At 55.4% G+C, this 26,163-nt stretch carries 27 protein-coding genes; 20 read left to right on the plus strand and 7 right to left on the minus strand.

Annotation, left to right across the window (positions count from 1 at the left end; translation table 11 throughout):
• The first annotated feature begins 6 nt into the window (after positions 1–6).
• Positions 7–270 carry a pro-sigmaK processing inhibitor BofA family protein gene (locus ABSE13_RS10930; protein ID WP_424028548.1) on the plus strand — a complete coding sequence of 88 codons (264 nt, stop codon included), beginning with the start codon at positions 7–9 and terminating at the stop codon, positions 268–270.
• 84 nt (positions 271–354) lie between these two features.
• Here ABSE13_RS10930 and ABSE13_RS10935 read toward each other — a convergent pair whose 3' ends face one another.
• Both ABSE13_RS10935 and ABSE13_RS10940 read right to left on the minus strand, forming a co-directional pair.
• Positions 355–1,053, minus strand: coding sequence for a KaiC domain-containing protein (locus ABSE13_RS10935; RefSeq protein WP_424028549.1), 699 nt, complete (start codon positions 1,051–1,053; stop codon positions 355–357).
• Positions 1,050–1,877 carry an RAD55 family ATPase gene (locus ABSE13_RS10940; protein WP_424028550.1) on the minus strand — a complete coding sequence of 276 codons (828 nt, stop codon included), beginning with the start codon at positions 1,875–1,877 and terminating at the stop codon, positions 1,050–1,052. The genes ABSE13_RS10935 and ABSE13_RS10940 overlap by 4 nt, the downstream gene beginning before the upstream one ends.
• A gap of 219 nt (positions 1,878–2,096) precedes the next feature.
• Here ABSE13_RS10940 and ABSE13_RS10945 point away from each other — a divergent pair, with 219 nt between their 5' ends.
• The 14 genes from ABSE13_RS10945 to ABSE13_RS11010 all read left to right on the plus strand — a co-directional run bounded on the left by ABSE13_RS10945 (position 2,097) and on the right by ABSE13_RS11010 (position 16,146).
• Positions 2,097–3,842: a type II/IV secretion system ATPase subunit gene (locus ABSE13_RS10945; protein ID WP_424028551.1), complete on the plus strand. Its 1,746-nt coding sequence runs from the start codon at positions 2,097–2,099 to the stop codon at positions 3,840–3,842.
• Positions 3,839–5,776 carry a type II secretion system F family protein gene (locus ABSE13_RS10950; RefSeq protein WP_424028552.1) on the plus strand — a complete coding sequence of 646 codons (1,938 nt, stop codon included), beginning with the start codon at positions 3,839–3,841 and terminating at the stop codon, positions 5,774–5,776. Before ABSE13_RS10945 ends, ABSE13_RS10950 begins: the two co-directional genes overlap by 4 nt.
• 78 nt (positions 5,777–5,854) lie before the next feature.
• Positions 5,855–6,022, plus strand: coding sequence for a hypothetical protein (locus tag ABSE13_RS10955; RefSeq protein ID WP_424028553.1), 168 nt, complete (start codon positions 5,855–5,857; stop codon positions 6,020–6,022).
• Positions 6,019–6,504 carry an alpha/beta hydrolase gene (locus ABSE13_RS10960; protein ID WP_424028554.1) on the plus strand — a complete coding sequence of 162 codons (486 nt, stop codon included), beginning with the start codon at positions 6,019–6,021 and terminating at the stop codon, positions 6,502–6,504. The genes ABSE13_RS10955 and ABSE13_RS10960 overlap by 4 nt, the downstream gene beginning before the upstream one ends.
• A 102-nt stretch (positions 6,505–6,606) precedes the next feature.
• Positions 6,607–6,936, plus strand: a complete 330-nt coding sequence (locus ABSE13_RS10965) for an ATPase (RefSeq protein ID WP_424028555.1) — start codon at positions 6,607–6,609, stop codon at positions 6,934–6,936.
• Positions 6,923–8,896, plus strand: coding sequence for a V-type ATP synthase subunit I (locus ABSE13_RS10970; protein ID WP_424028556.1), 1,974 nt, complete (start codon positions 6,923–6,925; stop codon positions 8,894–8,896). The genes ABSE13_RS10965 and ABSE13_RS10970 overlap by 14 nt, the downstream gene beginning before the upstream one ends.
• A 3-nt stretch (positions 8,897–8,899) precedes the next feature.
• Complete coding sequence (locus ABSE13_RS10975) at positions 8,900–9,175, plus strand: ATPase (RefSeq protein WP_424028557.1); 276 nt, start codon at positions 8,900–8,902, stop codon at positions 9,173–9,175.
• Positions 9,176–9,187: 12 nt separating this feature from the next.
• The gene (locus ABSE13_RS10980; RefSeq protein WP_424028558.1) at positions 9,188–9,766 is read left to right on the plus strand and encodes a V-type ATP synthase subunit E family protein; all 579 of its coding nucleotides are present in this window, start codon (positions 9,188–9,190) and stop codon (positions 9,764–9,766) included.
• 12 nt (positions 9,767–9,778) lie between these two features.
• Positions 9,779–10,828, plus strand: coding sequence for a V-type ATP synthase subunit C (locus ABSE13_RS10985; RefSeq protein WP_424028559.1), 1,050 nt, complete (start codon positions 9,779–9,781; stop codon positions 10,826–10,828).
• Positions 10,829–11,134 carry a V-type ATP synthase subunit F gene (locus ABSE13_RS10990; protein WP_424028560.1) on the plus strand — a complete coding sequence of 102 codons (306 nt, stop codon included), beginning with the start codon at positions 10,829–10,831 and terminating at the stop codon, positions 11,132–11,134.
• Positions 11,125–12,891 (plus strand): ATP synthase subunit A, encoded by a 1,767-nt coding sequence (locus tag ABSE13_RS10995; protein ID WP_424028561.1) that lies wholly within the window; start codon positions 11,125–11,127, stop codon positions 12,889–12,891. Before ABSE13_RS10990 ends, ABSE13_RS10995 begins: the two co-directional genes overlap by 10 nt.
• Positions 12,888–14,276: an ATP synthase subunit B gene (locus ABSE13_RS11000; protein WP_424028562.1), complete on the plus strand. Its 1,389-nt coding sequence runs from the start codon at positions 12,888–12,890 to the stop codon at positions 14,274–14,276. The genes ABSE13_RS10995 and ABSE13_RS11000 overlap by 4 nt, the downstream gene beginning before the upstream one ends.
• Before the next feature lie 7 nt (positions 14,277–14,283).
• Positions 14,284–14,913 (plus strand): V-type ATP synthase subunit D, encoded by a 630-nt coding sequence (locus ABSE13_RS11005; protein WP_424028563.1) that lies wholly within the window; start codon positions 14,284–14,286, stop codon positions 14,911–14,913.
• A gap of 18 nt (positions 14,914–14,931) precedes the next feature.
• Entirely contained in the window at positions 14,932–16,146 is a 1,215-nt protein-coding gene (locus ABSE13_RS11010) for a phosphoglycerate kinase (RefSeq protein WP_424028564.1), read from the plus strand.
• Positions 16,147–16,148: 2 nt separating this feature from the next.
• On the opposite strand, the gene ABSE13_RS11015 is transcribed toward ABSE13_RS11010, so the two are convergent.
• Positions 16,149–16,631, minus strand: coding sequence for a hypothetical protein (locus ABSE13_RS11015; protein WP_424028565.1), 483 nt, complete (start codon positions 16,629–16,631; stop codon positions 16,149–16,151).
• Positions 16,632–16,787: 156 nt separating this feature from the next.
• Between ABSE13_RS11015 and ABSE13_RS11020 the strand changes: the two genes are divergently transcribed.
• The gene (locus ABSE13_RS11020; protein ID WP_424028566.1) at positions 16,788–17,102 is read left to right on the plus strand and encodes a hypothetical protein; all 315 of its coding nucleotides are present in this window, start codon (positions 16,788–16,790) and stop codon (positions 17,100–17,102) included.
• 46 nt (positions 17,103–17,148) lie between these two features.
• On the plus strand, positions 17,149–17,664 hold the full coding sequence (gene rlmH, locus ABSE13_RS11025) for a 23S rRNA (pseudouridine(1915)-N(3))-methyltransferase RlmH (protein ID WP_424028567.1): 516 nt from the start codon (positions 17,149–17,151) through the stop codon (positions 17,662–17,664).
• Between the two features lie 50 nt (positions 17,665–17,714).
• Here rlmH and ABSE13_RS11030 read toward each other — a convergent pair whose 3' ends face one another.
• Entirely contained in the window at positions 17,715–17,930 is a 216-nt protein-coding gene (locus ABSE13_RS11030; protein WP_424028568.1) for a hypothetical protein, read from the minus strand.
• 362 nt (positions 17,931–18,292) lie between these two features.
• Between ABSE13_RS11030 and ABSE13_RS11035 the strand changes: the two genes are divergently transcribed.
• The 3 genes from ABSE13_RS11035 (at position 18,293) to ABSE13_RS11045 (ending at position 21,293) form a co-directional block, all read left to right on the plus strand.
• Positions 18,293–18,739: a HEAT repeat domain-containing protein gene (locus ABSE13_RS11035; RefSeq protein WP_424028569.1), complete on the plus strand. Its 447-nt coding sequence runs from the start codon at positions 18,293–18,295 to the stop codon at positions 18,737–18,739.
• 126 nt (positions 18,740–18,865) lie between these two features.
• Positions 18,866–19,204: a hypothetical protein gene (locus ABSE13_RS11040; RefSeq protein WP_424028570.1), complete on the plus strand. Its 339-nt coding sequence runs from the start codon at positions 18,866–18,868 to the stop codon at positions 19,202–19,204.
• 751 nt (positions 19,205–19,955) lie between these two features.
• On the plus strand, positions 19,956–21,293 hold the full coding sequence (locus ABSE13_RS11045; protein ID WP_424028571.1) for an RNase J family beta-CASP ribonuclease: 1,338 nt from the start codon (positions 19,956–19,958) through the stop codon (positions 21,291–21,293).
• Between the two features lie 727 nt (positions 21,294–22,020).
• Here the strand turns inward: ABSE13_RS11045 and lysS are convergent.
• From lysS to ABSE13_RS11060, 3 genes are all read right to left on the minus strand, one after another.
• Positions 22,021–23,550, minus strand: coding sequence for a lysine--tRNA ligase (gene lysS, locus ABSE13_RS11050; RefSeq protein WP_424028572.1), 1,530 nt, complete (start codon positions 23,548–23,550; stop codon positions 22,021–22,023).
• Between the two features lie 143 nt (positions 23,551–23,693).
• A complete protein-coding gene (locus ABSE13_RS11055; RefSeq protein WP_424028573.1) occupies positions 23,694–25,043 on the minus strand; it encodes an FAD-dependent oxidoreductase in 1,350 nt (449 codons plus the stop codon).
• Between the two features lie 124 nt (positions 25,044–25,167).
• A complete protein-coding gene (locus ABSE13_RS11060) occupies positions 25,168–26,121 on the minus strand; it encodes a hypothetical protein (RefSeq protein ID WP_424028574.1) in 954 nt (317 codons plus the stop codon).
• Positions 26,122–26,163: the final 42 nt, after the last annotated feature.

The raw sequence follows: 26,163 nt of genomic DNA on the forward strand, positions 1-26,163 counted from the left end.
GATTTCATGACCAACCTCCTCGTTGCGCTTCTCCTGATTATAGCAATCATCGTCATTGTATGGTACCTGGTAAAACGGCTTTCCGCCCTTGTTGTGAATGCGGTTCTCGGCCTGCTCCTTCTCGTTCTCATCAATTTCCTGCATATCATGCAGTGGATGGGGAAGCCCGATCTCGGGTATGATGTCGCCACTATCCTGATCTGCGCTCTCGGAGGGGTACCCGGCGTGCTGATTCTTGTGTTGCTCAGCATCCTCGGAATTTCGATTTAAAAACCTTATTAAAACGATTTTTAGATTTTTTTAAGAAAAGTTGTTAATCGGGATCTCCCTGCATTTTTTTATTTTTTAATAGTATCAGAACACGTTGGCTTCCGAGTAGACGAGCACTTGGTCCTGCATCAGTTCGTAGGGCTTGATCTCACGCGAGTGTGCCGACATCCTCATCTTCACTACTTCCAGCGCAAGGTGGACATCCGTGAGATCCGAAGGGCGGACGTACCGGAGCAGGATAACGGTATCCGAAAGGTATTCGATGAGAGCATGCCGGCTCGCAAACACGTTATCCCGGTCAGTTTCAGAGGTCATCATGATCGTGCATTTCTTGTCCCGAAGCCCCTCAATGAACCGGAACATCTCTTGGCGCCGCTCGAAATCCGTAGTAAACAGGTCTTCAAACAGCGAGATGGGATCGATGACGACCCTGTGTGCTTTTACTTCCTCGATGAGTTTTGGCAGCTCGTTCTTGATCCGGTTGTTTGCCAGATTGAAATCTGTGGGATCAAGCTTGATAACGTAGAGTGATTTGTTCAGGTACGGCGTGACATCCCAACCCTTCTGCTGCATATAGGAGACGATCCGCTCCTCGCGCTCTTCAAGACTGATATAGATGACGTTCTCTCCTTTCTTGAGCCCGTCCCAGGCAAACTCGAGCGAGAAGGTTGTCTTCCCGGTACCGTATGTACCGATGATGGAACAGATGCTTCCTGATATAAGACCTCCACCCAGCATATCGTCCAGACCCATAATTCCCATCTTGACCCGTTCGCCGCTCATATGACCACCCGGATATTGCTCACTTCAAATCCGCCGGTAGTGGAGATCCGCACGGCAAACTTCACCAGATCACGCTCTTCCAGGTGGGGCATGACGCCGCGGAACTTCTCGAAGTACATCACCCGCTGCCTGCGTGCACCGCTGGTCTCCTCCCACTTGAAAAGGAGGACGGCATCCGCAATATCTGCAAGCTCCCGCTCTTCGGAAGAATCAAGAATGCCCCGGCTGAGCAGGAGGTACGTGGTGATGTTCCGCTGCTTGGAGATCCTCTGGAGACCTCTTAAAAACCCGGTAAGATTATGCCAGATGTTGGGGATGGATCTCTGCGTTGCAATATCCGTGATCGAATCCAGGACCACGAGACTACCGGAAGGTATGCCGTTGATCACATTTGCCAGCTGGAGCAGGATGTTCTCGCGACTGGCCCGCTTCTGGAGCCTCGATATGATATCCCCGTGGCTGTACCATTCGTCGGGCACGACACTGTTGTCGAAATACAGCTCAGAGAGATCCTCAAACTGTATGCCGTCGACCAGTGCCGAAAGGCCGTCGATGTGCAGGGAACCGGCAATCTCCTGCCTCACATCCTCTTTCAGTCGGGTGAACGTGATATACCGGACTTCCTTTGCTATGTGGGTTCTTTCCGAAGCTCTCTCTGTCATCGATTTCAGCGTGTTGACAATCGAGCTGTACGTGAATTCGTAATTCCCGGCCCCGATGTCCCCAAGGAGAAGGATCAGTGAACCCGGCGGGACCCCGCCATCAAGAATAGGATCGAGCGATGCGATCCCGGTGGGCATTTTCTGTGGTGTACGTTCCTGCATATCTGGGGTCTCCAAGGCGTTGGCTCAGATGCGTCTGCAACAAGACTCTCATGGACTAAATTGATAAATATATCTGTCGGGCAAGGATAATAACCAGAATGGTCAGGAAAAAATAAAAAAGGGCTGAAAACGTAACGGAATGACCCATAATTATATAGAATGGTTCCCCCGAATAATAATTCGGAAGAATCCATAGAGTATCTCACGGAGCGTCGTGTCATGCAAATAGCGGATTTCATAAAATCATTAAAAAAAGACACACCGCCGGGCGAGCCGGGGCAGGTCTCTCCGGGGCCCGCCATTGAACCTGCACCCCAGGAAAAACCCCGGGACACGATCGAAACCGCACCGCCGGGTGCTTTGCCGCAACCCAGAAAACCCGACGCTACCTACCGCCATTATTTCCGCCTGATAAAGGGGCTGGAAAGATCATCGATCGAAGAATACGATTTTGAACGGGACGGATCTTTGGTCGATGTCCGGATCCCTGACGGATACGAGGAGGTTGACCAGTACTGGGTGGAACGCGGTCGCTCGCTCGTCATCATCGCCCATAACCGGCGCTCCAACCAGAAAGAATACCTCCTCTTCGAACCATCCCTTTCCGATTTTGAATACGAACTGCTCGAACGACTCCACGAGGACCTGCGGGACGTGCTGATCCTCTCGTCAGAGGAGATCAAGAAAGACCGGAAACGCATCCTCCTTGAAAAGATGCATGGCCTTCTGGATGATTATGGTCTTGATCTGGAAGTATCCACGCTCTTCAAGCTGCAGTATTTCCTGATCCGGAATTTTATCGGCTGGTCGCGGATTGACCCCCTCATGAAGGATGCGATGCTCGAGGATATCTCCTGTGACGGGAACAAGATCCCGCTCTTCCTGTATCACCGGAAATACCGGAACATCAAGACCAACATTGCCTTCGAATCCGAAGTCCTCCATTCCCTTGCCATCTCGCTCGCCCAGCGCTCCGGCAAACACATCTCCACGGGATCGCCTATGATCGATGCGACCCTGCCTGATGGATCCCGTCTGCAGCTGACCTTGGGCACGGAAGTGACCACGCGGGGAACCTCGTTCACGATCCGTAAGTTCAGGGAAGAGCCGTTCTCTCCTGTCGAACTGATGGAGAACGGGACGTTCAATGCAGAGGCGCTCGTCTACTTCTGGATGGCGATCGAGAACAACAAGAGTCTCCTCTTCATCGGTGGGACTGCATCCGGGAAGACCACCTCCCTGAATGCGGTCTCGCTCTTCATCCCGCCCGTGGCAAAAGTCGTCAGCATTGAAGATACGCGTGAGATCACGCTCTACCATGATAACTGGATCGCCAGCGTGACAAGGGAAGCCATGACCGAGGGCGGAAACGCTATCAACATGTTTGACCTGCTCCGGGCAGCGATGCGGCAGAGGCCGGAATTCATCCTCGTAGGCGAAGTCCGTGGAGTCGAGGCCCAGACGCTCTTCCAGGCAATGAACACCGGCCATACCACCTTCTCGACCATGCATGCAGGCAGCGTGGATGCCGCGATCCACCGGCTTGAGAGCGAGCCCCTGAACGTGCCGCGGAACATGATGCAGGCCCTGAACATTATCAGCGTCCAGGGCCTGATCTATCACGGCACTGAACGGGTCCGCAGGGTCCAGGAAGTGGTCGAGATCGCCGGCATCGATCCCTCGACCGGCAACCTGAGGGTCAACAATGTCTTTGTCTACGACCCGGTTCAAGACGTTTTCAACTATACCGGCAGATCGCAGGTATATGCCGATATCACCGAGAAGCGGGGGTGGACCCGTGAGCAGCTTGAAAACGAGATTACCCTCCGCATCTCCGTTCTCAATGCGATGAGGAAACAGAGCATCATGGATTACATCTCGGTGGCGTCCCTCTTCCATTCCTACCATATCGATGCGAAAGCTGTCCTCTCCAGCATCGATGACCTCCGCAAGGTACTCCGATGATCGTACGCAATTACCTGTACCGCTGGATAAAAATGGATCCCCTGCGATACCACGGGCTGCATGCGGACATGATCTCCGCCCGGGTCGGTATGACCCTTGAGCAGTATCTCTGGCGGTCAGTCAAACTTGCGTTCGTCACCGGTATCCTGTTTGCGGTCATCGGGTACTTCGCAAGTGCGCTCATCTCCCTGCAGATGGTGACCGGCCACGCCGGGATCTCGAACGTGTTTAATTTCCAGATGCCGGTCATCTTCGATGCAATATATCCAACCGTCTACATCCAGGCAATTGTCATTATCTTCTCGTTTATTGCAGGCACCTATCTCGGGTATGTCCTGTTACTGAAAGTCCCCGGGATCGAGAAGAACAACCGGTCCATCAAGATCAACCTCACTCTGCACAATGCGGTTGCCTACATGTATGCCATGCGCCGGGGTGGCGCCCAGATGATGACAATCTTCCGGTCCCTTTCCGACCGGGCGAACATCTATGGGGAAGTAGCCCTGGAGTTCCGGCAGATCGTCAGGGATGCCGATTTCTTCGGGTATGATGTGGTCACGGCGATCCGCCACTTGTCGGAAACCACGCCCTCGGAAAAACTCAAGACTTTCTTAGAGGATCTCCTTTCGGTTATTGAGAGCGGTGGGAATATGGGCGAATTCCTCTCCATGCGTGTCAGGCTTTACCAGGAAGAGGCACGCTTTGAGCAGCGGCAGTTCCTCAACGTCCTCTCCATTGTTGCCGAATCGTATGTGACGCTGTTTGTTGCCGGCCCCCTCTTCCTTATCATCATCATGGTGGTGATGGGGATGATGGGCGGCCAGGCGGTCCTCCAGCTCTCCCTCGTTACCTATGCGATCATGCCGATCGGGTCCCTGGTCTTCATCCTCCTCATCGATCTCATCTCCATCAAGGCGGAGAAGACCGAACGGTATGTCAGGACCAAATGGCTCCATACATATTCTGATGTCACAATAATTCAGAAAAGCAATGAAGAGCCCCTGTTCGAACAGCTGAAAAAGTATGATCGCCTGCGATCATTCGTTCATCACCTGCGCCACCCGCTTGAGAGTTTCATCAGCAATGTCAACCATACGCTCTTTATCACCGTTCCCGCGGCCACCATCTACCTCATCCTCGTCTTCATGCAGGTCCCTCACTACCGTGATATTGAGACCTACATCCATGTAGTCGATTCCCATGTTGTCATCGCGCTCCTGATGATCCTTATTCCCTACGCAATCTTCTACGAGATCTGGTCCCGGAAAGTGCTTGGGATCCAGGCCCTTATCCCGGATTTCCTGGAGCGGATGTCCGGCATCAACCAGGTAGGACTGACCATTGCGCAGGCGATCGCAATCATGGTCAACACCAACCTCGGGCTCCTCAGCTACGAGATCCGGCGGATCAAGCGGGATATGGAGTGGGGTGCGAATTTCACCGAGGCGCTGATGCGGTTCGAGGAACGCGTTAGCACCCCCTCCATTGCCCGTACCGTGACCCTGATCACCAAGGCGAGTGAGATGAGCGGACAGATCGGGGACGTCCTCTCCATTGCATCGAGCGATGCCAAGATGAGCGAGGTCTTAAAACGGGAACGCCTCGCTGAGATGTTCATCTATACCGCGATCGTTTACCTCTCGTTCTTCGTCTTCCTCTTCGTGGTTGCCGTGCTGACCACACAGTTCCTGCCGGTCCTTGCAAACATCTCGGTCAAAGGACTTCCCACAACCGGGGCACTCGCAGGTATCGGATCCATCCCCACGGTAACCTTTGGCCGGCTCTTGTACCATGCCTGCCTCATTCAGGCCCTCTTCTCAGGCCTCATCGCGGGCCAGATGGGTGAATCCTCGCTTGCAGCGGGGGTAAAGCATTCCTGTGTTCTCCTCATCATATCCCTTGTGGCATTCAATTTCGTTCTCGTTGCGCTGTGATGAGCAGAACCGGCTTCTCCCCCTCTGCGAGATACCATTAAATCTTCATATGAAGATCTCAAACTGAGGTGAGAGAATATGTGTACTGTCGGGGGAGGTCCCACCGGGGACCTGAATTTCGATGACGACCGGGTGAAAGCGAAGAACTATCGCTGCAATGAGTGCGAGGAAAAATTCCCTCACATCAACCCGAACAAGAAACCTATCTGCCCCAACTGCGATTCAGATAACGTTACGGAAATATGATTCATCCTCTGACCGATGAGTTTCTGCTCATCAGCGGGGAACACTCTTTTTTACTGGCAGGAAAAGCGAATGCCCGGTTCGGTCTCAGGATCGAGACCATGGATGCAGAATACAGCCAGACCGTGGACCCGGATGATCTCATCGTGGTCTCAGCACCCGAAGGTGGCCCTCTCGAACCGGCGATCATGCTTGCAGAGTTTGTAAGGACCTACCGCATGCCCCTGATCGTTCTCCCAAAAAACCATCCCGGTTCCAAACGGTTCTCCTATCTTGTATCTGTATGGCCGGAGATCCACACCAGCTGCTCGATACGGAGGGGGACACACCCGGAACAGCACCTGGTCTGTTCGAGTGATGAACTGGCAGGAATATCTCTTAAAGGGCTTCCCGGCGCCGTGGAACTTTCCGGTCTTACCGGGAATATTATTCCTCAGTATGTAAAATCCCGGATATTAACCGAATTCTCTAAATTTCCGGGATAAGCTGCCGTTCTCTCGTACTGGAGACCACCCTTTTGATCGAAAATGACAATACATATATGGTTTTTTTCACCTACTATTGTACTGCCGTGAGAGGAGGGTTGGATGAAGACTGAGGTCCTAAGAAACATCAAGAAAGCTGAAGAAGAGTACCAGTCAGTGATCAGCAAGGCCCAGGAAGAGAAGAAGAAGAAACATTCAGAGGCCGAGCTCGAATCTGATAATCTGGTAACGAAAGCGCAGAGTAATGCAGAACAGTACAAAAAGCTGAAACTGGAAGAAGCACGGCACCAGGCGGCACTTAAGCACGCTGAAATCATCAAGGGCGGCAACCAGCGCGCAGCAGCACTGAAACAGAAGGGCGAACAGAATCTTCCAAAGGCGGTGCAGCTGCTGGTTTTGCGGTTTAAGGAGCAGCTGCATGTTAAAGCCTAAACAGATGAACCGGCTTCTCATCGCCGCTTCCCGGGACCAGATGGGCCCGGTCATAGCGGAGCTCTACCGCCATAACCTGTTCCACATCGAGGAGTACGTGGAAGCAGGAGTGGAAGGCTATGAGGGTTTTAAGATCGGTACGCCTCTTTCAGGAGCAAGCGAAGCATCAGGTGACCTGCTGAAGATACGGGCGATCGAGAACGCCATTGCCATCCGCGGCGATGACATGGAACCGGCAGCCCTATCTTCCCGGTCCGCACTCCGGACACAGATCGAGCGCGAGCTCCCGGGTCTTGAACACGAGGTCGAAGAATTGACCCAGAAGCGTTCGAAACTCGAGAACCGGTCAAAAGAGTTCGAACAGAAGATTGCCGAGATTGCGCCGTTTGCCAGCGTGCCGGCCGATCTGGATCTGTTCCGCGGCTATGCGGGTTTTACCGTATATGCCGGGTATGTTTCCGGCGATGTTGCACTCTCTGTCCCGTGCGAACAGTTCTTCTCCAAAGGTAAGGAGAAGAGTTTTATCGTTGTCGTTGTCCCGTCAGGGCAGCGCAGCGAGGCCGAGCGGGCCCTGCAGGAAGCAGCATTTCAGTCAGTACCGGTTCCCGATGAGACCGGTGCCCCGCAGGCACGCATCGATTACTATACCGGGCAGATTGCCGACCTGGCAAAGCAGATTGCCGACATTAACGGGAAACTGGGTGCTGTCAAACAGCAGCATGCCGGGTTTCTGGTTGCCTGCGAGGAATTCCTGAAAGCTGAAGTGGAGAAGACCGAAGCCCCGCTCCGGTTTGCAACCACACGGCAGACCTTCGTGGCAGAAGGCTGGATCCCAACAGACAAGGTTGACGAAGTGAGCGCGTCTCTTGTCAAGGCAACCGGTGGCAGGATCTTTGTTACCGTGGTACCGATCGATCTGGAACACGACACCGTGCCGGTCGAGTACAATAACCCGAAGTTTGCACAGCCTGCACAGATGCTGATGGATGTCTATTCGCGACCCCGGTATACGGAAGTGGATCCGACACTGATGCTTGCCATCGTCTTCCCGATCTTCTTCGGTATGATCCTCGGGGACGTCGGGTACGGCCTGATCCTTCTTGTCATGTGCTTTGGCCTGCGGAAATTTATCAAAGGCGAAGAAGGGGGCCAGTTCTTAACTGTACTCCGGAATGCCAGCATATCGAGCATTATCTTCGGGCTGCTCTTCTCCGAATTTCTCGGATTCGAGCTCCCGTGGAACCCGATCATCTTCTCAAGGCACCTGCTGATAGGTGGCGGGGCGGAAGGCGGTGCAGGCCCGGCAATTCCTGCACTCATGATCATGTCGATCTGGATCGGTATCCTGCACATCACGCTGGGCAGGGTGCTTGGTATGTACAACCATGCACAACAGGACCATGGCGAACACCGTATAAAGGCCGTGATGGCCAACTTCGGCTGGCTTGCGGTCATGTGGGGTCTTGTCATCGCAATCTGGTCCAATGTTGCAATGCCGTATATGCCCAATCTCACCGGGCTTCCGGCTGTCGCAGCCGCACTGAATGCCGGGACCATTTCCGGGGCCGTCCTCATCCTTATCGGTGTGGGCTGCATTGCGAGGGACTCGATCCTTGAAGTGGTCGAGTTGCCCACGATCATCTCCCATGTTCTTTCCTATGCACGTCTTGTCGCGGTTGGCCTCTCTTCAGTGGCCATTGCGATGGTCGTCAACTACATGTCCATCGGGATGTTCATCGGTCCCGGGCTTAAGAGTCTCTCACTCGTCGGAATCGTCATGATCCTTGTCGGTATCGTGATCTTCCTGCTCGGGCATGCGCTTAATACCGCACTGGGTATCCTGGGTGGAGGGCTTCACTCAATTCGTTTGCACTATGTCGAATTCTTCACCAAGTTCTACAAGGGTGGAGGCAAAAGGTACGTTCCATTCGGAATGAAACGCAGATTTACGGAGGAATAAATTATGGTAGACGCAGGAACAGCAACAGCAGTAGCAGTATCAGCAACAGATCTCGCATCAATCCAGGCATCGCAGATGGGAATGAAGGCAATCGGCGCAGGTCTCGCCGTCGGGCTTACCGGTGTCGGTACCGGTGTGGCCGAGATGGGTATCGGAGCAGCCGCAGTCGGTGCAATCGCCGAGAACAAGGACTTCTTCGGTCTTGGTCTCCTCTTCACCGTTATCCCTGAAACCATCGTTATCTTCGGTCTCGTCGTCGGTCTCCTGCTGTTGTTCTAAAAGGAGAGAACAATGGGACTGGAAGCAGTAGTCGAAGAGATCAGGGAAAACGGCAGGAAAGAAACAGACCGGATACGGCAGGAATCGAAGCAGGAAGTCGATCTCATTCTCACAGCTGCCAACAAGCGTGCAGGAGAGATCAAGCTTGCCGCAGAAGAGGAATCAGCAAAACAGTCCACTCACCTCGTGAGCCAGGATGTTTCCGCTGCCAACCTCCTTGTCAAGCGTGAACTGCTCAATACGCAGAAGGCTCTCCTTGACCAGGCCTACGAAGCGACCCGGTCGGAAATCGCCGGTCTCCCTGAAAGCTTCCATCGGGAAGCAATCAAGAAGCTCCTCACCGAGGCAAAAAAGGAGATCCCGTCCGGGACCATATATTGCAATGCCCGGGATATCGCAGCCGCAAAGGCGGTCATTGCCGAACACCCGGAGTTTGCAGGATTCACGGTTGGGCTCCCCGTCGCTATTGACGGTGGACTTCTGATTGAAGGTGCAGGAGCCGAGTTGCAGATTGATTACAGCTACCGCACATTCCTCATGAAGGTGTGGGAATCCGGGTTGAAGGATGCGTCGGATATCCTGTTCGGGTAAGGAGGCACACGTATGGGTGTGAATATTTCAGCACCGTACATCTATGTGTGTACCAGGATGCGGGTGAGGAAGGCCAAGCTCCTCCCGCGTGACGAGTATATGCGGATGCTCAACATGAGTATCCCGGAAATCACCCGTATCATCGAAGAAACCGAATACAAACAGGAAATCGACGAACTCGGGACTACGTTCAAAGGTATTGATCTCGTGGAGGTTGCCCTGAGCTGGAACCTGGCGAAGGAATACCAGAAGATCCAGGAGATCACCCCGGGCACGCTCAAGGCATTCACCCGGGCGTACCTGCGTCGCTGGGATATCCAGAATGTCCTCACCATCCTGCGGGGCAGGGTGCAGGGCGAGAAGACCGGGCGGATCAAGGAGATCCTGATCCCGGCCGGCAGCCTGGACAAAGTAGTGCTCGACCGGCTCCTTGCCGAGGACAGCAACGACCGGATCATCGAGCTCCTGAAGGATCACCGGATGTACCCGGTCCTTGCACAAGAGTACCCGGCTGCAAAGGAGAGCGGATCCTTCTCCCGCATGGAGAACGAGCTCCACAAGGATCTCTACGCGGAGATCATCGCTGATGCAAAGGCAGGAATCAAGGGCGGGGCATCGTTCCTCTCCTATATCCAGCTGGAGATAAACATCAAGAATGTGAAGACCCTCTTCAGGCTTCGGGCAGATACCCAGGCGGAGGATGTCCGGGAGATGTATATTCCTGGGGGTTCCCTGTCTGCAACGGATTTTGTAAACCTGAATGCGATCAAGGACCAGAACGAATTCATCGATCAGGTCAAGGCAACGATCCGGAGCGACAGCCTGCATGCGCTGCTCGATGAGCTCAAGGGGCAGAAGGCCATGCACGATATTGAGATCCGGCTGACCCGGGTGCAGATCGAGCAGATGGAGAAGATGTCCAAGCGCAATCCCTTCTCCATCCACCCGATCCTCGTCTACCTTGAGAAGAAGAAGTACGAAGTTTTCAACCTGAGGGCCCTTGCACGCGGCAAGGAATCGAAGCTGCCCTCGGAGAGGATCGCAGAATACCTGGTGATGTAAATGGAGATTGCAGTAATCGGCAACAGTGAGTTCATTCTCGGGTTCCGGCTGGCAGGCATTCGCAAGACGTATGCAGCCGAAAGTGATGAGAAACTCAACGAGCACATCACCCGTGTGCTGCAGGATGGCGAGGTAGGGATTCTCGTCCTCAACAGCAGTGATATGGAGAAGATCCCCCGCAGGCTCCGCGCCACACTGGATAATTCCGTGAAGCCGACCGTGATTGCCATCGGCGGCGAGGAGAAAGGCGGCCTGACTATGAGAGAGAGAATCAAGAGATCGGTGGGTGTTGATCTGTGGAAGTAAAGGACAAACAAGCAAAAGAACAGAAACACGGGGTTCTGAAAAGAATCGCCGGCCCTGTCGTAACGGCAGTCAATCTTGACGCCCACATGTATGATGTGGTGAAGGTCGGTAAAGAAGAGCTGATGGGAGAAGTCATCAAGATCCAGGGTAATAACGTCATTATCCAGGTGTACGAGGATACCTCGGGGATCCGGCCCGGCGAACCGGTCTCGAACACCGGACTCTCCCTTGCAGTTGAACTCGGGCCTGGCCTGCTTACCAGTATCTACGATGGTATCCAGCGCCCGCTCGCGGTGCTCGTCGACAAGATGGGCAACTTCATTGAGCGTGGTGTCTCGGCACCCGGTCTCTCCCATGAGAAGAAGTGGACCTTCAAGCCGCTCGTTAAGGCCGGCGACAAGGTTGAGCCGGGTGCAATTCTCGGCGAAGTGCAGGAGACCAACATCGTCCACAAGGTCATGCTACCCCCGAACGTAAAGCCGGGGACGGTCAAGACGATCAAGAGCGGGGATTTCACCGTTGACGATACCATTTGTATTCTCGATGACGGCCGCGAGTACCCGATGATCCAGCGCTGGCCGGTCCGTGTCCCCCGCCCCGTGAAAGAGAAGATGAACCCGACAATCCCGCTGATCACCGGTCAGCGTATCCTCGACGGTCTCTTCCCGATCGCAAAGGGTGGCACCGCCGCAATTCCCGGCCCGTTCGGGAGCGGCAAGACGGTTACCCAGCAGCAGCTGGCCAAGTGGTCGGATGCCGAGATCGTGGTCTACATTGGCTGCGGAGAACGCGGCAACGAGATGACGGAAGTTCTTACGGAATTCCCACATCTCGAAGACCCGAAGAGCGGTAAGCCTTTAATGGAAAGGACCGTGCTCATCGCAAACACGTCCAACATGCCGGTGGCAGCCCGTGAAGCATCAGTATACACAGGTATTACCATCGCGGAATACTTCCGTGACATGGGCTATGACGTCTCCTTAATGGCAGACTCTACCTCCCGCTGGGCAGAAGCGATGCGTGAGATCTCCTCCCGTCTGGAAGAGATGCCCGGTGAAGAAGGATACCCGGCATACCTTGCAGCCCGGCTCTCGGAGTTCTACGAGCGTGCCGGTCTTGTCAAGACCCTCAACGGCGCCCGCGGCTCGGTCTCGGTTATCGGTGCCGTGTCCCCGCCCGGTGGAGACTTCTCAGAACCGGTCACCCAGAACACGCTGCGTATCGTCAAGGTATTCTGGGCGCTGGATGCCAAGCTCTCCCAGCGCAGGCACTTCCCGGCCATCAACTGGTTGAATTCGTACTCCCTGTACCTCGAAGCCCTCCACGACTACTATGACAAGGAAGTCTCCCCAGAGTGGAACAAGATCCGGTCATGGGCCATGGAAGTCCTCCAGAAAGAGGCAGAACTCCAGGAGATCGTGCAGCTCGTCGGTTCCGATGCTCTGCCCGAATCCGAACAGGTAACGATCGAGGTCGCCCGTATGATCCGTGAGATCTTCCTCCAGCAGAATGCATACGACGCAGTCGACACGTTCTGTGACATGAAGAAACAGTACGACATGATGAAGGCGATCAAGACGTTCGCCGAACTGGCGTACGCAGCTCAGATTGCCGGTGTCAGCCCGGCCCAGATCAACGCGGTCCAGGCCAAGAACGAGCTGGCCCAGATCAAGTTCATCAAGGACTACAAGCCGGAACTCGCCAAGATAATGAAACAGATGGACGATGAATTCAGTGCACTGAGGTCGGCAGCATGAAGGAATACAGGACGATAAGTAAGATTGCCGGGCCGCTCGTCTTTGTCGAAAAGACCGAGCCGATTGCCTATGGAGAACTCGTGAACATAGTCCTTGCCGACGGCACAACCAAGCGCGGCCAGGTGCTCGACACGAGCGACGAACTCGTCGTTGTCCAGATCTTCGAGACCACTGCCGGTATCGGAAGAGACAGCGGAGTCCGGTTCACGGGCGAGACCATCAAGATGCCCGTGGGCAGGGATATGCTTGGACGTATCCTGTCCGGTGGCGGTAAGCCCATTGATGGCGGCCCGGAGATTGTCCCGGAGAAGCGCTTGGACATCAACGGTGCGGCTATCAACCCGTACGCCCGGGGCATGCCGGCGGATTTCATCCAGACCGGTATCTCCACGATCGACGGAACCAACACCCTTGTCCGTGGCCAGAAGCTCCCGATCTTCTCGGGTGCTGGTCTCCCGCACAACAATGTTGCACTGCAGATCGCCCGTCAGGCAAAAGTGCCCGGCTCAACCGAGAGTTTCGCGGTAGTCTTCGCTGCCATGGGTATCACCAAGGAAGAAGCGAACTACTTCATGCAGGACTTCGAGCGCACCGGTGCGCTGGAACGTGCAGTCGTGTTCCTCAACCTTGCAGATGACCCGGCGGTCGAGCGTATCATCACCCCGCGGCTGGCCCTCACCACTGCCGAGTACCTTGCCTTCGAGCTTGGTATGCATGTGCTTGTCATTCTGACGGATATGACCAACTATTGTGAAGCGCTCCGTCAGATCGGCGCTGCCCGTGAAGAAGTGCCCGGTCGCCGTGGCTACCCGGGATACATGTACACGGATCTCGCCAACCTCTACGAGCGTGCCGGTATGATCAAGGGCCAGAAGGGCTCCGTCACCCAGATCCCGATCCTGACCATGCCCGGTGACGATATCACGCATCCGATCGCCGATCTGACCGGGTACATCACTGAAGGCCAGATCGTGGTCAACCGTGAACTGCACCGCAAAGGCATCTACCCGCCCATCAACGTGCTGCCCTCGCTCTCCCGGTTAATGAACCTCGGTATCGGCAAGGGGAAGACGCGTGAGGATCACAAGAAGGTCTCCGACCAGATGTACGCGGGGTACGCGGAAGGCAACGATCTCCGCGGCCTCGTGGCCATTGTTGGTAAGGACGCGCTCTCCGAGCGTGACCGGCTGCTCCTCGAGTTCGCCGATCTCTTCGAGAACCGGTTTGTCCGCCAGGGATATGACGAGGACCGGACCATCGAGGATACCTTAAACCTCGGATGGGACCTCCTCGCTACCCTGCCTGTCGAGCAGCTGACCCGTATCGACCGTGACCTGATCCACAAGTACCACCCGAAATTCCGCACTGGTGCAAAGAAGGAGTAAGAAGTTCATGGCGCTGCGCGATATCAAGCCAACCCGCTCGGAACTGATCAACCTCAAGCGGAAGATCCAGCTCTCCCAGCGTGGCTATAAGATCCTCAAGATGAAGCGCGATGGACTGATCATGGAATTTTTCAAGGTCCTGGCAGATGCGAAGGACAGCAGGGGCGATCTTCTCAGGAAGTATGAACTCGCCGTCCAGATGATGGCGATTGCAAACACCGTTGAAGGAGCCATCGGGGTAAAATCCGCGGCATTCTCTGTCAAAGAAGTTCCGCAGATTACCCTCAAGAGCAAGAACATCATGGGAGTCATTGTCCCCCAGATCGAGTCCTCGAAAGTGAGAAAGACGCTCGCTGACCGCGGCTATGGTGTGCTCGGCACATCCACGGTCATCGATGAGACTGCCTCCTCATTCGAGGAGCTGGTCGAAGCGATCATCGAGAGCGCGGAGATTGAGACCACAATGAAGCGGCTCCTCGACGAGATCGAGAAGACCAAGCGCCGGGTCAATGCCCTGGAGTTCAAGGTCATCCCCGATCTCACGGAAGCCCGTGATTTCATCAAGATGCGTCTTGACGAGATGGAAAGGGAAGAACTGTTCCGGATGAAGAAGATCAAATCCCGGAATACCGCATAACCATTTTTGGTGGTATGGATGCCGATTGGAACCATCAGGGACCTGGGAGCCGAGGGAAAGACCGTTCTCCTCCGGCTCGATCTCAACTCTCCTATCGATCCCACCTCAAATCTTATTCTTGACGACAAGCGTTTCCGGGAGCATCTCCCGACTATCCGTGCTCTCGAAAAGAGCAGGGTTGTGATCGTTACCCACCAGAGCCGCCCTGGAAAGAAGGATTTTACCACGCTCGAAGCCCACGCGGAGAAACTGGAACAGCTCCTCGGGAAACCCGTCCTCTACGTGGACAGCATCTTTGGCCGTCATGCCCGCGAATCCGTGCATGCCATGAAGCCGGGTGAGGTGCTGATGCTCGAGAACGTCCGGTTCAATGCCGAAGAGAACCTGACCTTAAAACCGGAAGAAGCCAAAAAAACGCATCTGGTGAAGAAACTTTCCTCCATGGCGGATGTGTTTGTCAACGACGCCTTTGGCACCGCCCACCGCTCACAGCCAACCGTCGTCGGTCTTCCGCTTGTCATGCGCTCAGCAGGTGGTCTCCTCATGGAAAAGGAGGTATCCCACCTCTCACGGGTTTTCTCCGGAGCTCCGCGTCCTGTCTGCATGGTGCTCGGAGGGACCAAGGTTGACGATTCTATCGATGTTGCCAGGCACGTGCTGGACAACGGGATTGCAGACCAGGTGATCGTGATCGGCGTGGTTGCAAATGTCTTCCTGGCTGCTGCGGGATACAATATCGGGAAGCCCTCCATGCAGCTGATCGTCCAGCTCAAGTATGAGCCGGAGATCCAGAAGGCAAAGGAGATCCTCGTCCGGTACCGGGACCGGGTCGTGATGCCGGAATCGGTTGCCGTCCGTCAGGATAACCACCGCGTTGAATATTCCATCGACCATATCCCCGATGATGCCCCGGTTCTCGACCTCGGCATGGATGCCGTAGCCACTCTTGTCCAGACTCTCAAAAAGGCCGGCACCGTGGTCTTCAACGGCCCGGCTGGTGTCTTCGAGGACGCCGACTTCGCCACCGGCACCTACGAACTCCTCAAGGCCGCGTCGAAGGTGGAGTTTTCGGTAATCGGTGGCGGGCATACTGCAGCCGTCATCGACAAGCTAGGGATTGAGAAGGACTTTACCCACATATCGACAGGTGGCGGGGCCTGCATTGAATTCCTGACCGGCAAGAAGCTGCCCGCGATCGACGCCCTCGAGCAGTCAAAAAAGATATTCGGATAATTTTATTCCTTTTTCAGCATCGCTCCAATCATGATGGCAGGTGCGTGGGAGTCGTACCGCTTCCTAGATACAATGGATGGTTGCCCGTCTGACTGCGTGATCGCAATCACTTCATCCTGCGTACCCACCTGGAGCACCGGCACTTCGCTTTTGTGTTTCTTCCGCCGCATGGTGCTGAGCACCGCAAAGGAGAATGCGAGTGCAGTGAACATGAACAGGCAGATAGCAAAGAGCGTGGTGATGCCGAGGATCAGGCCAAACCGGGTCTCCAAGAGTATACCGTAGACCCCGATCACGAAGAGCAACCAGAAGAGGACCACGGCGATCCGGGTGGACTCGATCGGACTTGCCAGACCCCGCTCGCGTTTCGATTCGTCTCCGACAGGGTAGCGGTCAATCATCGTCCCCAGTCCGAGGAGGCCGACACTGCATCCGACAGCAAACACACCGACGATGGCAAGAAGTAACAGGAATATCTCATCCATACGTTCACCTCACGACAAACTCCTATGGTAGCCCGCGCTATAAAAAGTACTCCATAAGTATTATTTAAGGAATACAAGCGGCACTTTTGAATGACTTAAAGAATATTGGGTGCGATTAACAGCCTATTTATAGTATTTTACCCAAATTTTAGAGGAATGGCGGAAAAGGGACCAGGGAGTCGTGGGGAGCGTGTGGCAATATCCTACAAAATGCCCCCCAATATCTATGAAAAGGTCAATAAACTCGTGTACGAGGAAAAGAAGTTCTCTACGGTCTCTGATTGTCTCACACAAGCTTTATTATCCTTCGTTGATAATCACCACGATATGGGACAGTTCAGAGAACTGTTCAAAGACTACATGTCATCGGAGGAGGGGCGGGAACTCATGAGAACCATGATGAAAGAAGTGCTCTTGGATGTATTATCTCACCAGAAAATCGATCCAAAGGAACGCAAGAGTAATCCATAGGTAACATACTTCCACCCCCGCTCTTTTTATCACGCTAATACCGGTTATGGCATTTCGGCCGGCATTGTACATAGTGAAAATCATGCAGGTCACGATTATTGCTGTCGGGAAGATCAAGGAGAAGTTCCTGCAGGAGGCGATCGCGGAGTACGAAAAGCGCCTGCGCCCTTACATGAAGCTGCATATCCTCGAAATTCCCGAAGAGAGGCGGCCGGTATCTGCCACGGCTTCGGTGGAGACTCGTGCCATGGAGAAGGAGGGCGAACGTATCGTTGCGGCCATCCCCACCGGTTCCTTCGTGATCGCTCTCGATGTGCAGGGGGCCGGTCGGTCTAGTGAGGAGTTTGCCACCGCATTCCGGCAGTGGGAACTGGCCGGTAAAAGCCACATCTGCTTCCTTGTCGGCGGAGACCTCGGATTTGCGCCCGCCGTCCTCGCCCGCTCAGACAAGCAGTTCTCACTTTCACGGATGACCTTTACCCACCCGATAGCCCGGTTTCTCCTGCTGGAACAGATCTACCGGGCGCTACGGATTAACCACGGAGAGCCGTACCACAAATAAGCGTGCGTTCCAAAAAACAGATGCAGACCGGCACTTCCACACTTGCCATTTCATGAACAGACATTGCAGCATAGCGTTTCCGAGGCCCGGGTCATCTGCATTGCCGTGACTGCGGTCATGCCAAGGTGAAAGGTCGGGAACCGGCCGGTGGTGAGGACGGTGCTCGAGACCATCGCGATTGCAATCGCCGCAGCGATTGCCGGCGTCCTGATTGGAATGCTTATCAGCTGAGCAGCCCGGGGAAAATTTTCCCGGGACTCCCCCAATACTATTCTTTTGTATTTTACAAGATGGGAATCTAAAGAACTTTCATGTCCGGTTTATCTCTCGCCGGAGGATAGCACAGGTGTTTATGGCAACTCCTGCCGCATTCGGTTCCGCCCCCATACCGGCGGAATATCGGCGATTCCACGCCGGCATGGATTTATCGAAAAATTATTTATAATGCGGTTGCATTATACTAGACTAATGTACCAGTCAGTCCCTTCCATGAAAAGCAGGGTAATGCGGGTACGGTCCGCTCATGGTAAGCGGATGCTCTTCTTTGTTTGTTAGGACCGGGCTTTTTCCGGTATTCCGGCAGAGCATGGATCGGTGTTGAACATTCTTGATGTAATCTGGTGAATATATGGATCTGATTGCGGGAAAAATCCAGGGAGAATGGTATGATTCCCTCCCCGGAAAAGGGATTGTATACGATCTGGCGTATGCGGCGCTCTCCGGTTCGGATACTGAAGGACGGCTGAGGGCGGTAACCGATTTGGGGAAAAGTGACGATCCCCGGGCGGTCCGCCCACTGATGGACCTGGTGGCTGACCGGGATCCGGCAATCCGGAGCGGTGCGATCGCGGCTCTCGGCCAGCTGAAGAGCGGCCGCCCGGTTGATGTCCTGATCGAACGGTTGCGGAACAGGAACGAGCAGGGGGATATAAGGCAACAGGCTGCGGGAGCGCTTGCAGCGATCCGGAGCACCGGCGCCATCCGGGGGCTCAGGGAGTTTGCCGCTGATCCGGACGAGGACCCGGCTCTCCGCTCGCATGTCACGTATCTCCTGGATCATCTCCTGGCCTGGTGAGGAATGGAAGAGCCGCATCATCATCTCCAGGGTCATCCGCGTTTATTTTCCATAACGCCCGGGAAAAACAGCAGGTTAATCCTTTCCTGTAGCATAGTTTTCCGGCAATGACGGTGAGACACTGATATGAAATCTTCCCCCCCGATACCAGCGGCCGGCACATGCAGCCGTTGCGGCGAATGCTGCCGGTGGATCCCCTTGCTGATGGTCCGGCAGTGCAACCCCTCCCAGCTCCACTACCTGCGGGAGCGTGGTCTCAAAGAATACGGGGGGTATTTCCTCGCCGATGACCCCTGCCGGCACCTGAAGTCTCTCGATGACGGCACCGGACAGACAACGTGCGATATCTACGATAAGCGGCCGGTCACCTGCAGGGATTTCTGCGGGAAGGAGCTGAGCGGAGGAAGGCGTTATTTTGTTCCCGCAGGTTGCACCCCGGTGGCTGGGAGGGGGGGGTTGGGATGAGGGGGACGAGTGGAAGAAGCAGGTCCAATACATGGAAGAAAACAAAGTTTGATGTGTCTGTGTCACCAATAGAAACAGACACAATTCCGGATATCTTCCAGTTATCCGAATCATCCTGCGCGGGAAAATATTGTGCAGGAATCACGCGGAAGATGGCAGGATTACCATCTTAAAGGAAAGGCATCGGGTGAAGAAACCGGTGCCCGTACACAGACACAGGGTCACGATGATCCACGGTTTCGTGGTGATGGCCCGTTTGGGGGCCCTGGACAATATCTATCGACGAACCTATGCGGTAAAGATGGGCGGATCGATAAATCGTGCAGGGCCTGTCACCGGTGTACCGGGAGTGGCAAATGAATAGTAAGGGTGCGGAGAATCAGGAATAAGCTGCTTCTGCCTACCCCTTCAGCAACCCGATATGTACCGATGTAGCCGGTGGAATGAACGGGAAGATGTGCGAACTGCCCGGACTGCGGGAGAACACGATCACTCCATCCCGCAGGTTCCAAAAGGGTTTCATTGCCCCCCGGGGTGCGTTCCACTGGATTCGCACTCAGGGAGCACGAGAGAAATACCATTCCGGGCACTATCGGGGCAGGCAGCTGTAACAAAGGATCACCTTTGTTTCCGCTGACATCGCATCGATAGGCGGCCCGGACCCGGGCAGATCGCACGATACCATAACAACCGGGAACTTTTTCCCCCAGACACACAGCCAGATACAGAATTTGAGGAGATACAACACAAAATGGAAATAGAAATTATCGCCGTTGGCGGATATGACGAGGTCGGGCGGAACATGACCGCTGTCCGCTGCGGAAAGGAAATTGTCATTTTTGACATGGGGCTCCGCCTGGACCAGTTGATGATCCATGAGGATGCAGAGGTTGACGAGATGCATTCCCTTGATCTGATAAAAATCAAGGCGATTCCGGACGATACCGTGCTGCAAAATGTCGAAGGCACCGTAAAGGCCATCGTCTGCTCGCACGGGCACCTGGACCACATCGGGGCCATCCCGAAACTTGCACACCGGTACAAGGCGCCCATCATTGCGACCCCGTATGCAATCGAACTGATCCGCCAGCAGATATCAGGAGAAAAGAAGTTCGCGTCTAACAACAAGCTCTTTGCGCTCAAAGCCGGGCAGCGGTACACGCTCTCCCCGAACCTCATTCTTGAGTTTGTCCACACACAGCATTCGATCATTGATACGGTGACTCCGGTCCTTCACACCCCCCACGGTGCGATCGTCTATGCCTGTGACTTTAAGCTGGACCGGACACCGGTCATCGGCGAACCTCCGGACTTCGCCCGGTTCCGGCAACTCGGCAAGGAAGGCGTGCTCGCCCTGATTGTCGAGAGTACCTATATCCATCGTTCAGGACGGTGCCCGAGCGAGCGGATCGCCCGCGATCTCGTGCGTGACGTAATAACCAGTTTCGAAGACGACAAGCATGCAATCCTCGTGTCTACGTTCTCATCGCATATCTCCCGGGTGAAGACCATCGCGGAGTGCGCCCACGAGATCGGCAGGAAGCCGGTATTTCTCGGGCGCTCTATGGAGAAGTATTCCGTTACTGCAGAGCAGATGAAATATGTCTCGTTTCCTGAGACAGCAAGTGTCTTCGGCAACCGGAGGACGGTCGACCGGGTGATGCGAAGGATGATGAAGGAAGGAAAGGAGAAATTCCTGCCGATTGTCACCGGTCACCAGGGCGAACCCGGGTCGATCCTCACTCGTCTGGCACTTGGCGATACCCCATACCAGCTGAGCAAGGGTGACAAGGTGCTCTTCTCGGCAAACGTGATCCCGAACCCGATGAATTTCGGGCAGCGGTATGTAGTTGAACAGCATCTCAGAAAGGCAGGCGCCCGCATTTTCGAGGACCTGCACGTGAGCGGCCATGCCTACCGGGAAGACCATTATGAGTTTATCCAGATGCTCAACCCGCAGCATATCATCCCGGCACACGCGGATATGAAAATGACCGCAAGCTATGCTGAGTTTGCCGGTGATCTTGGGTACACGCTGGACAACGATGTCCACCTGTTGAGGAACGGGCAGCGGCTGATGATAAAATAATCCCCCGTTTTCCATTCTCACGATATTCCGGAAACCGGTTGTGCATTGGTTCAGCTGCAGACATGGTTGTCGGATAGTCATTGTGCTGAAAGGGAGGGGTACCCCACCCTCTCATCAGCCTCAGGGGAGGGGGTACCCCCCCTACCGCTGAGGGAGCCACCCTCCCCCTACGGCCCGGCCGTCCGGTACCTCCGATAACCGGATACTCGTCGGAAAAAAACCCGTTCATACAAACAGGACCGGTTGTCTGACAGGAGTTCCCGGACAACCCCCCCACCCTCATACAGGGGGGTCGGAACGGTTTTGAAACAAGAATGTGGGGGGGTTGCCTGTGAACCCCCCTCCCCATTTTTGCGTAACGCGGTATTCCGGGCAGTTGATCGGCTGGGGTTTCGTGTAGAGTTGCAGTCGGCACGGTTGGCGTTACGGGATTATCGAAAATGAGTAAGGGGCTCTCCGGGTACAAAAGGGGGGAGGGGTAGGCCGGCAACCCCCCCGGGGTCGGGTGGGGGGGGTTCGGTGCGATTTGAAAAACAAATGAAAGAGGGGTTGGGATACGATCCTCCAACAGTAATTTCCCTCCCCGCCGGTTTCTTACTTACCAACAAACAGGTGCCCTGTGAACCGCTTCCTGCTAATCACCAATACCCTCCTGAATCATGAACATCTGAACCAAGATATGAAAATCTGACAAAAACGGGATGAATACAAGATACGCGGGGAACGATCAGGTCCCCGGTTGCGTTTTCTCTTCGGCCGCCTCTTCCTCGCCCGCCTTGAGCGTCTTCATCGAGGGGAAGAGAATCACTTCCTTGATGGAATTGTTGTTGGTCAGGAGCATCACGAGCCGGTCTATTCCGATCCCGACACCGCCGGTCGGGGGCATGCCGTACCCGAGTGCGTTGATGAAATCGTAATCGATCATCTGGGCCTCGAGATCGCCGAGCCGCCGTTTCTCGTCCTGAGCCTCGAACCGCTCCTTCTGGTCCACCGGGTCGTTCAGTTCCGAGAACCCGTTGCCCACTTCCATCCCGTTAATGAAGAACTCGAACCGCTCGGTGAAGCCCTCCTTGGAGCGGTGGCGCTTTGCAAGCGGGGAGTTCTCGACCGGGTAGTCGTAGATGAAGGTTGGCTGGATGAGCTTTCCCTCGACAAGCCCCTCGAAGAAGGCGATCAGGAACTCCCGCTGGGAGCTGGCCTTCTCCCATCCCTCGATCCGGTGCTGCTGTGCAAGCTTCTGCAGTTCCTCCACGCTATGGGCAAAGATATCGACGCCGCCGATCTCCTTCACTGCTTCTTCCATGGAGAGTTTCTTCCACGGTTTGGCGAAGTTGAGGGTGATCTCACCGTATGGGAGCTCGTACTTCCCGTGAACTTCCTGGATGATGGAGCAGACGATATCCTCGGTCAGGGCCATCATGTCCCCAAAGTCCCGGTACGCCCAATAGATCTCCACCATCGAGAACTCAGGGTTATGGTCCGCGTCCACCGCCTCGTTCCGGAAGTTCCGGGCGATCTCGAAGACCTTCTCAAAGCCGCCTACGACGAGCCGCTTGAGGTAGAGCTCGGGAGCGATCCGGAGGAAGAGTTTCTGGTCGAGGAAGTTGTGGTAGGAGGTGAACGGCCGGGCGTTTGCCCCGCCATAGACCGGCTGGAGGATGGGGGTCTCGAACTCGAGGAACCCGTGGTCGTCGAGGTACCTGCGGATAAGGGAGACGATCCGGCTCCGGTTCCGGAAGGTCTGCCTGCTCTCCTCGTTGACGATCAGGTCCACGTACCGCTGCCGGTAGCGCTTCTCCACGTCGGTGAGGCCGTGGAATTTCTCGGGCAGGGAGCAGACTGCCTTGCAGAGGAGGGTGAAGGAGTCCACCCAGATCGTGATCTCCCCGAGCTTTGTCCGGAAGACGTGCCCGTTCACCCCGATGATATCCCCCCGTTCGATGAACTGGTTGAAGAGCCCGAACTGCTCGTCCCCGAGATCGCTCTTCCGGATGTAGAGCTGTATCCTGCCGGTCTCGTCCCCGAGATCGGCAAAGATGGTCTTGCCATGGTTCCGGACTATGTAGATCCTCCCTGCGGTCGAGACACTCTCCACACTCTTGTCGTGTGTGATCTCCGCGTATTTTGTCTTGATATCAAGCACGGTGTTACGGCGGTCAAACGTGGGAGGGAAGATGGAGATGCCTTTCTCCTTGAGTGCATGGATCTTGTCGAGCCGTGTCTGGTCGAATGCCGTATTCTCGGTGGGACTGGTCATGGGAAAAACACCCGGGGACTCATGGATGTGTATCGTAATAATGCGATCCCGGATGTAATAATACCTTCAGCATTTGCGTCGGTAGACGCACCCTGGCGGGTATTGCCAGGTGAGAACCTGTCCCGGGTACCGGGAACGGGGTATTATGAACCGCTTTTTTTCCTCAGGAGTTCCGAGGCATATTTTGCAAGGCCGTACACCCCGTCCGTGGTGGGGTGGACCTCGATGAATTCCTCGAAATCGTGGACCGAGAAGTGGTGCTTCATCAGGAAAGCCATGTAGCCGGCGATCAGGCCCCCACCGGGCGAGGCGGAGATGATCCCGCTGATCGAGCCGTCGGCTTCCACAAGGATCTTCGCAAGGCCGGTCCGGGAAGAGGGCACCGACCAGAAGGTGTCCGGCCCTGCGGGTCCCGGGACGGAGAGCGGTTTTGCCGTACCGCTTCCGTCGAGTGCAAACGCGAGCTCGTTTTCAAGGTATATTGCCTGCGGGATCGCGGGGAGGTCCATTTTCCGCCGTTTTCCGAGGATGTTGTCCGCGGCCACGATTCCCTGGTGCCGGGCCACGGGTGTCAGGTATGGCGGTCCGGTCACGTCCCCCCCGGCATATACGCCGGGTACGCTCGTCTCCATGTATTCGTTGACGATCACCTCCCCGGACGGGCCTTTTTTAACGCCGCTGATCGTGTCCGAGCGGGGGATGAGGCCGGCAGCGACAAAGACCGCGTCGCAGGGGATCTCCTGTGCCGTTTCCCCGATCTTTACCGTGACGCTGCGTACCTGTCCTTCGCCGGCAATGGCCCGGAGGTCGGCATTCTCGAGGATTGTGACACCGGAGAGCTCCCGGATCGCCTCGGCCCGGAGCGTCGGGTCGACTGTTTTCAAAAACGTGCTCCGTGAGAGGACAGTCACTCCGCTCCCGAACCGGGAGAAGATGTAAGCATACTCCGCAGCCATGACTGCCCCTCCGAGAATGACAATATGCTCCGGCAGCCGCTGCATCTGCCCGAGAGACCTGGGGGTAAAGACGCCGGGCAGGGTGATCCCGGTAACCGGGGGAATATTGGACCGGGACCCGGTAGCCACGATCACGGCATCCGGCACGATCCGTTCTTCGTCGAGCCAGATGGTCTTCCCGTCCAGTCGCCCCACTTTGCCGTAGATGATTTCCACGCCGGCGCTGCGGGTCTCGTGGTCGAGGATGCCGGCGATCTTTGCCTGGACCGCCTGCATCTCCCTGATCACGCGGGGAAAGTCCGGCTGCGGCGCCGGCCCGGCCAGACCGAGTCTTTCGAATCTCCTCCCCATGTCGAGAAACCGTGCCACGTCGTTCAGGGCACAGACCGGCATGCAGCCAAAGTGGAGGCACTGGCCCCCGATACCGGCACTGACGCCGCCTTGCTCGATCAGACGGACCTCTTTTCCTGCCGACGCAAGCCGGAGGGATGCGATCCGGCCGGCCGGCCCGCCGCCGAGAATTACGATCATGGGCATCCCGTTCCCCGGGTTACATGGCCCGGGTCAGCATGCATCCGCAGTAACTGTAGTGAACCGGATAAAAAAAGGCAGGGGGATTCTGCCCTTCCTGCTGGTATTGGAGAATGGATCGTCATCCGTTTTAAAAGACTTCGACGCCCTCATCCATCGGTTCCGAGAGCAACTCACCGGTGAATGCATTCACTTCCACGATCTTCTTGCCACGAATCTGCCATACGGGAACATAGACCTGCTTCGAATCGATGGTGATATTCTTGCGGTCGGGCTTGAGGATCTTCTCTTCGTAGAAGATCGCATCGCCCTTCTCCTGCTTGATCCTGACCTTCTGGGTGAGATGGTCGATCAGCTCAGTGACAATGCGTTCGGTGGCCTCATCCTTCCGGATATGGGGGTCGCAGACCTCTGCACCGCCAGGGATCTCGGACTCCTCCACGAGCTTCCCGTCGAGATCGATCTTGATCCCATTGATCGCGTTGATTGCTCCCCAGCCGTCGGCATCGAACGGAATGCGGCGGTCCTTGTAGACCTGCTCACCTGAGCTCTGGTAGTGGAAGAGGTAATAGGGGATAAACCGGAGCTTTGCTGCGCCCTGGACTCCGCCGGTCCGGATTGCGGCCTGCTCGCTCAGTTTTATCGGGAAATGGGGGAGGGTGATACCCGAGGGCTCTTCTTTCTCTGCAATCGCTGCTGCAACGGCGGCCTTCTTCGCCTTTGTCGGTGTCAGGTCGAGAGCCAGCTCACGGGCAAGGATGTCGGCAAGGACTGCCTCGCCGGTATACCGTACGAACTCATCGATACCCCACTGGATACAGTTCTCGGTCGCCGTATCCTTCTCAAGAGTGAAGAGAAGTTTCTTGCAGTTCATCTCGTGATCATCGATCATGAGACTGTAGTTCGTCTTGTCGAACTGGCTGATCAGGTCGCGGTCGTTGGAACAGAGCACCAGAAGGCACACCCCGTCACGTACCGCCGAGAGGTCAAGAGGCTCATCCACTTCTTCCACCTCAAAACGAGCCGCTTCAAGAATGAGTCTCATCGCATTCTTGGCTTTTTCCCGCATTTCTTGTTCCATCATACATAAATTGCCATGGTCTTATAGAACAATTTTTCTATTGCG

This window comes from Methanoregula sp. (assembly GCF_049518935.1).
Classification (GTDB): Archaea; Halobacteriota; Methanomicrobia; order Methanomicrobiales; family Methanospirillaceae; genus Methanoregula.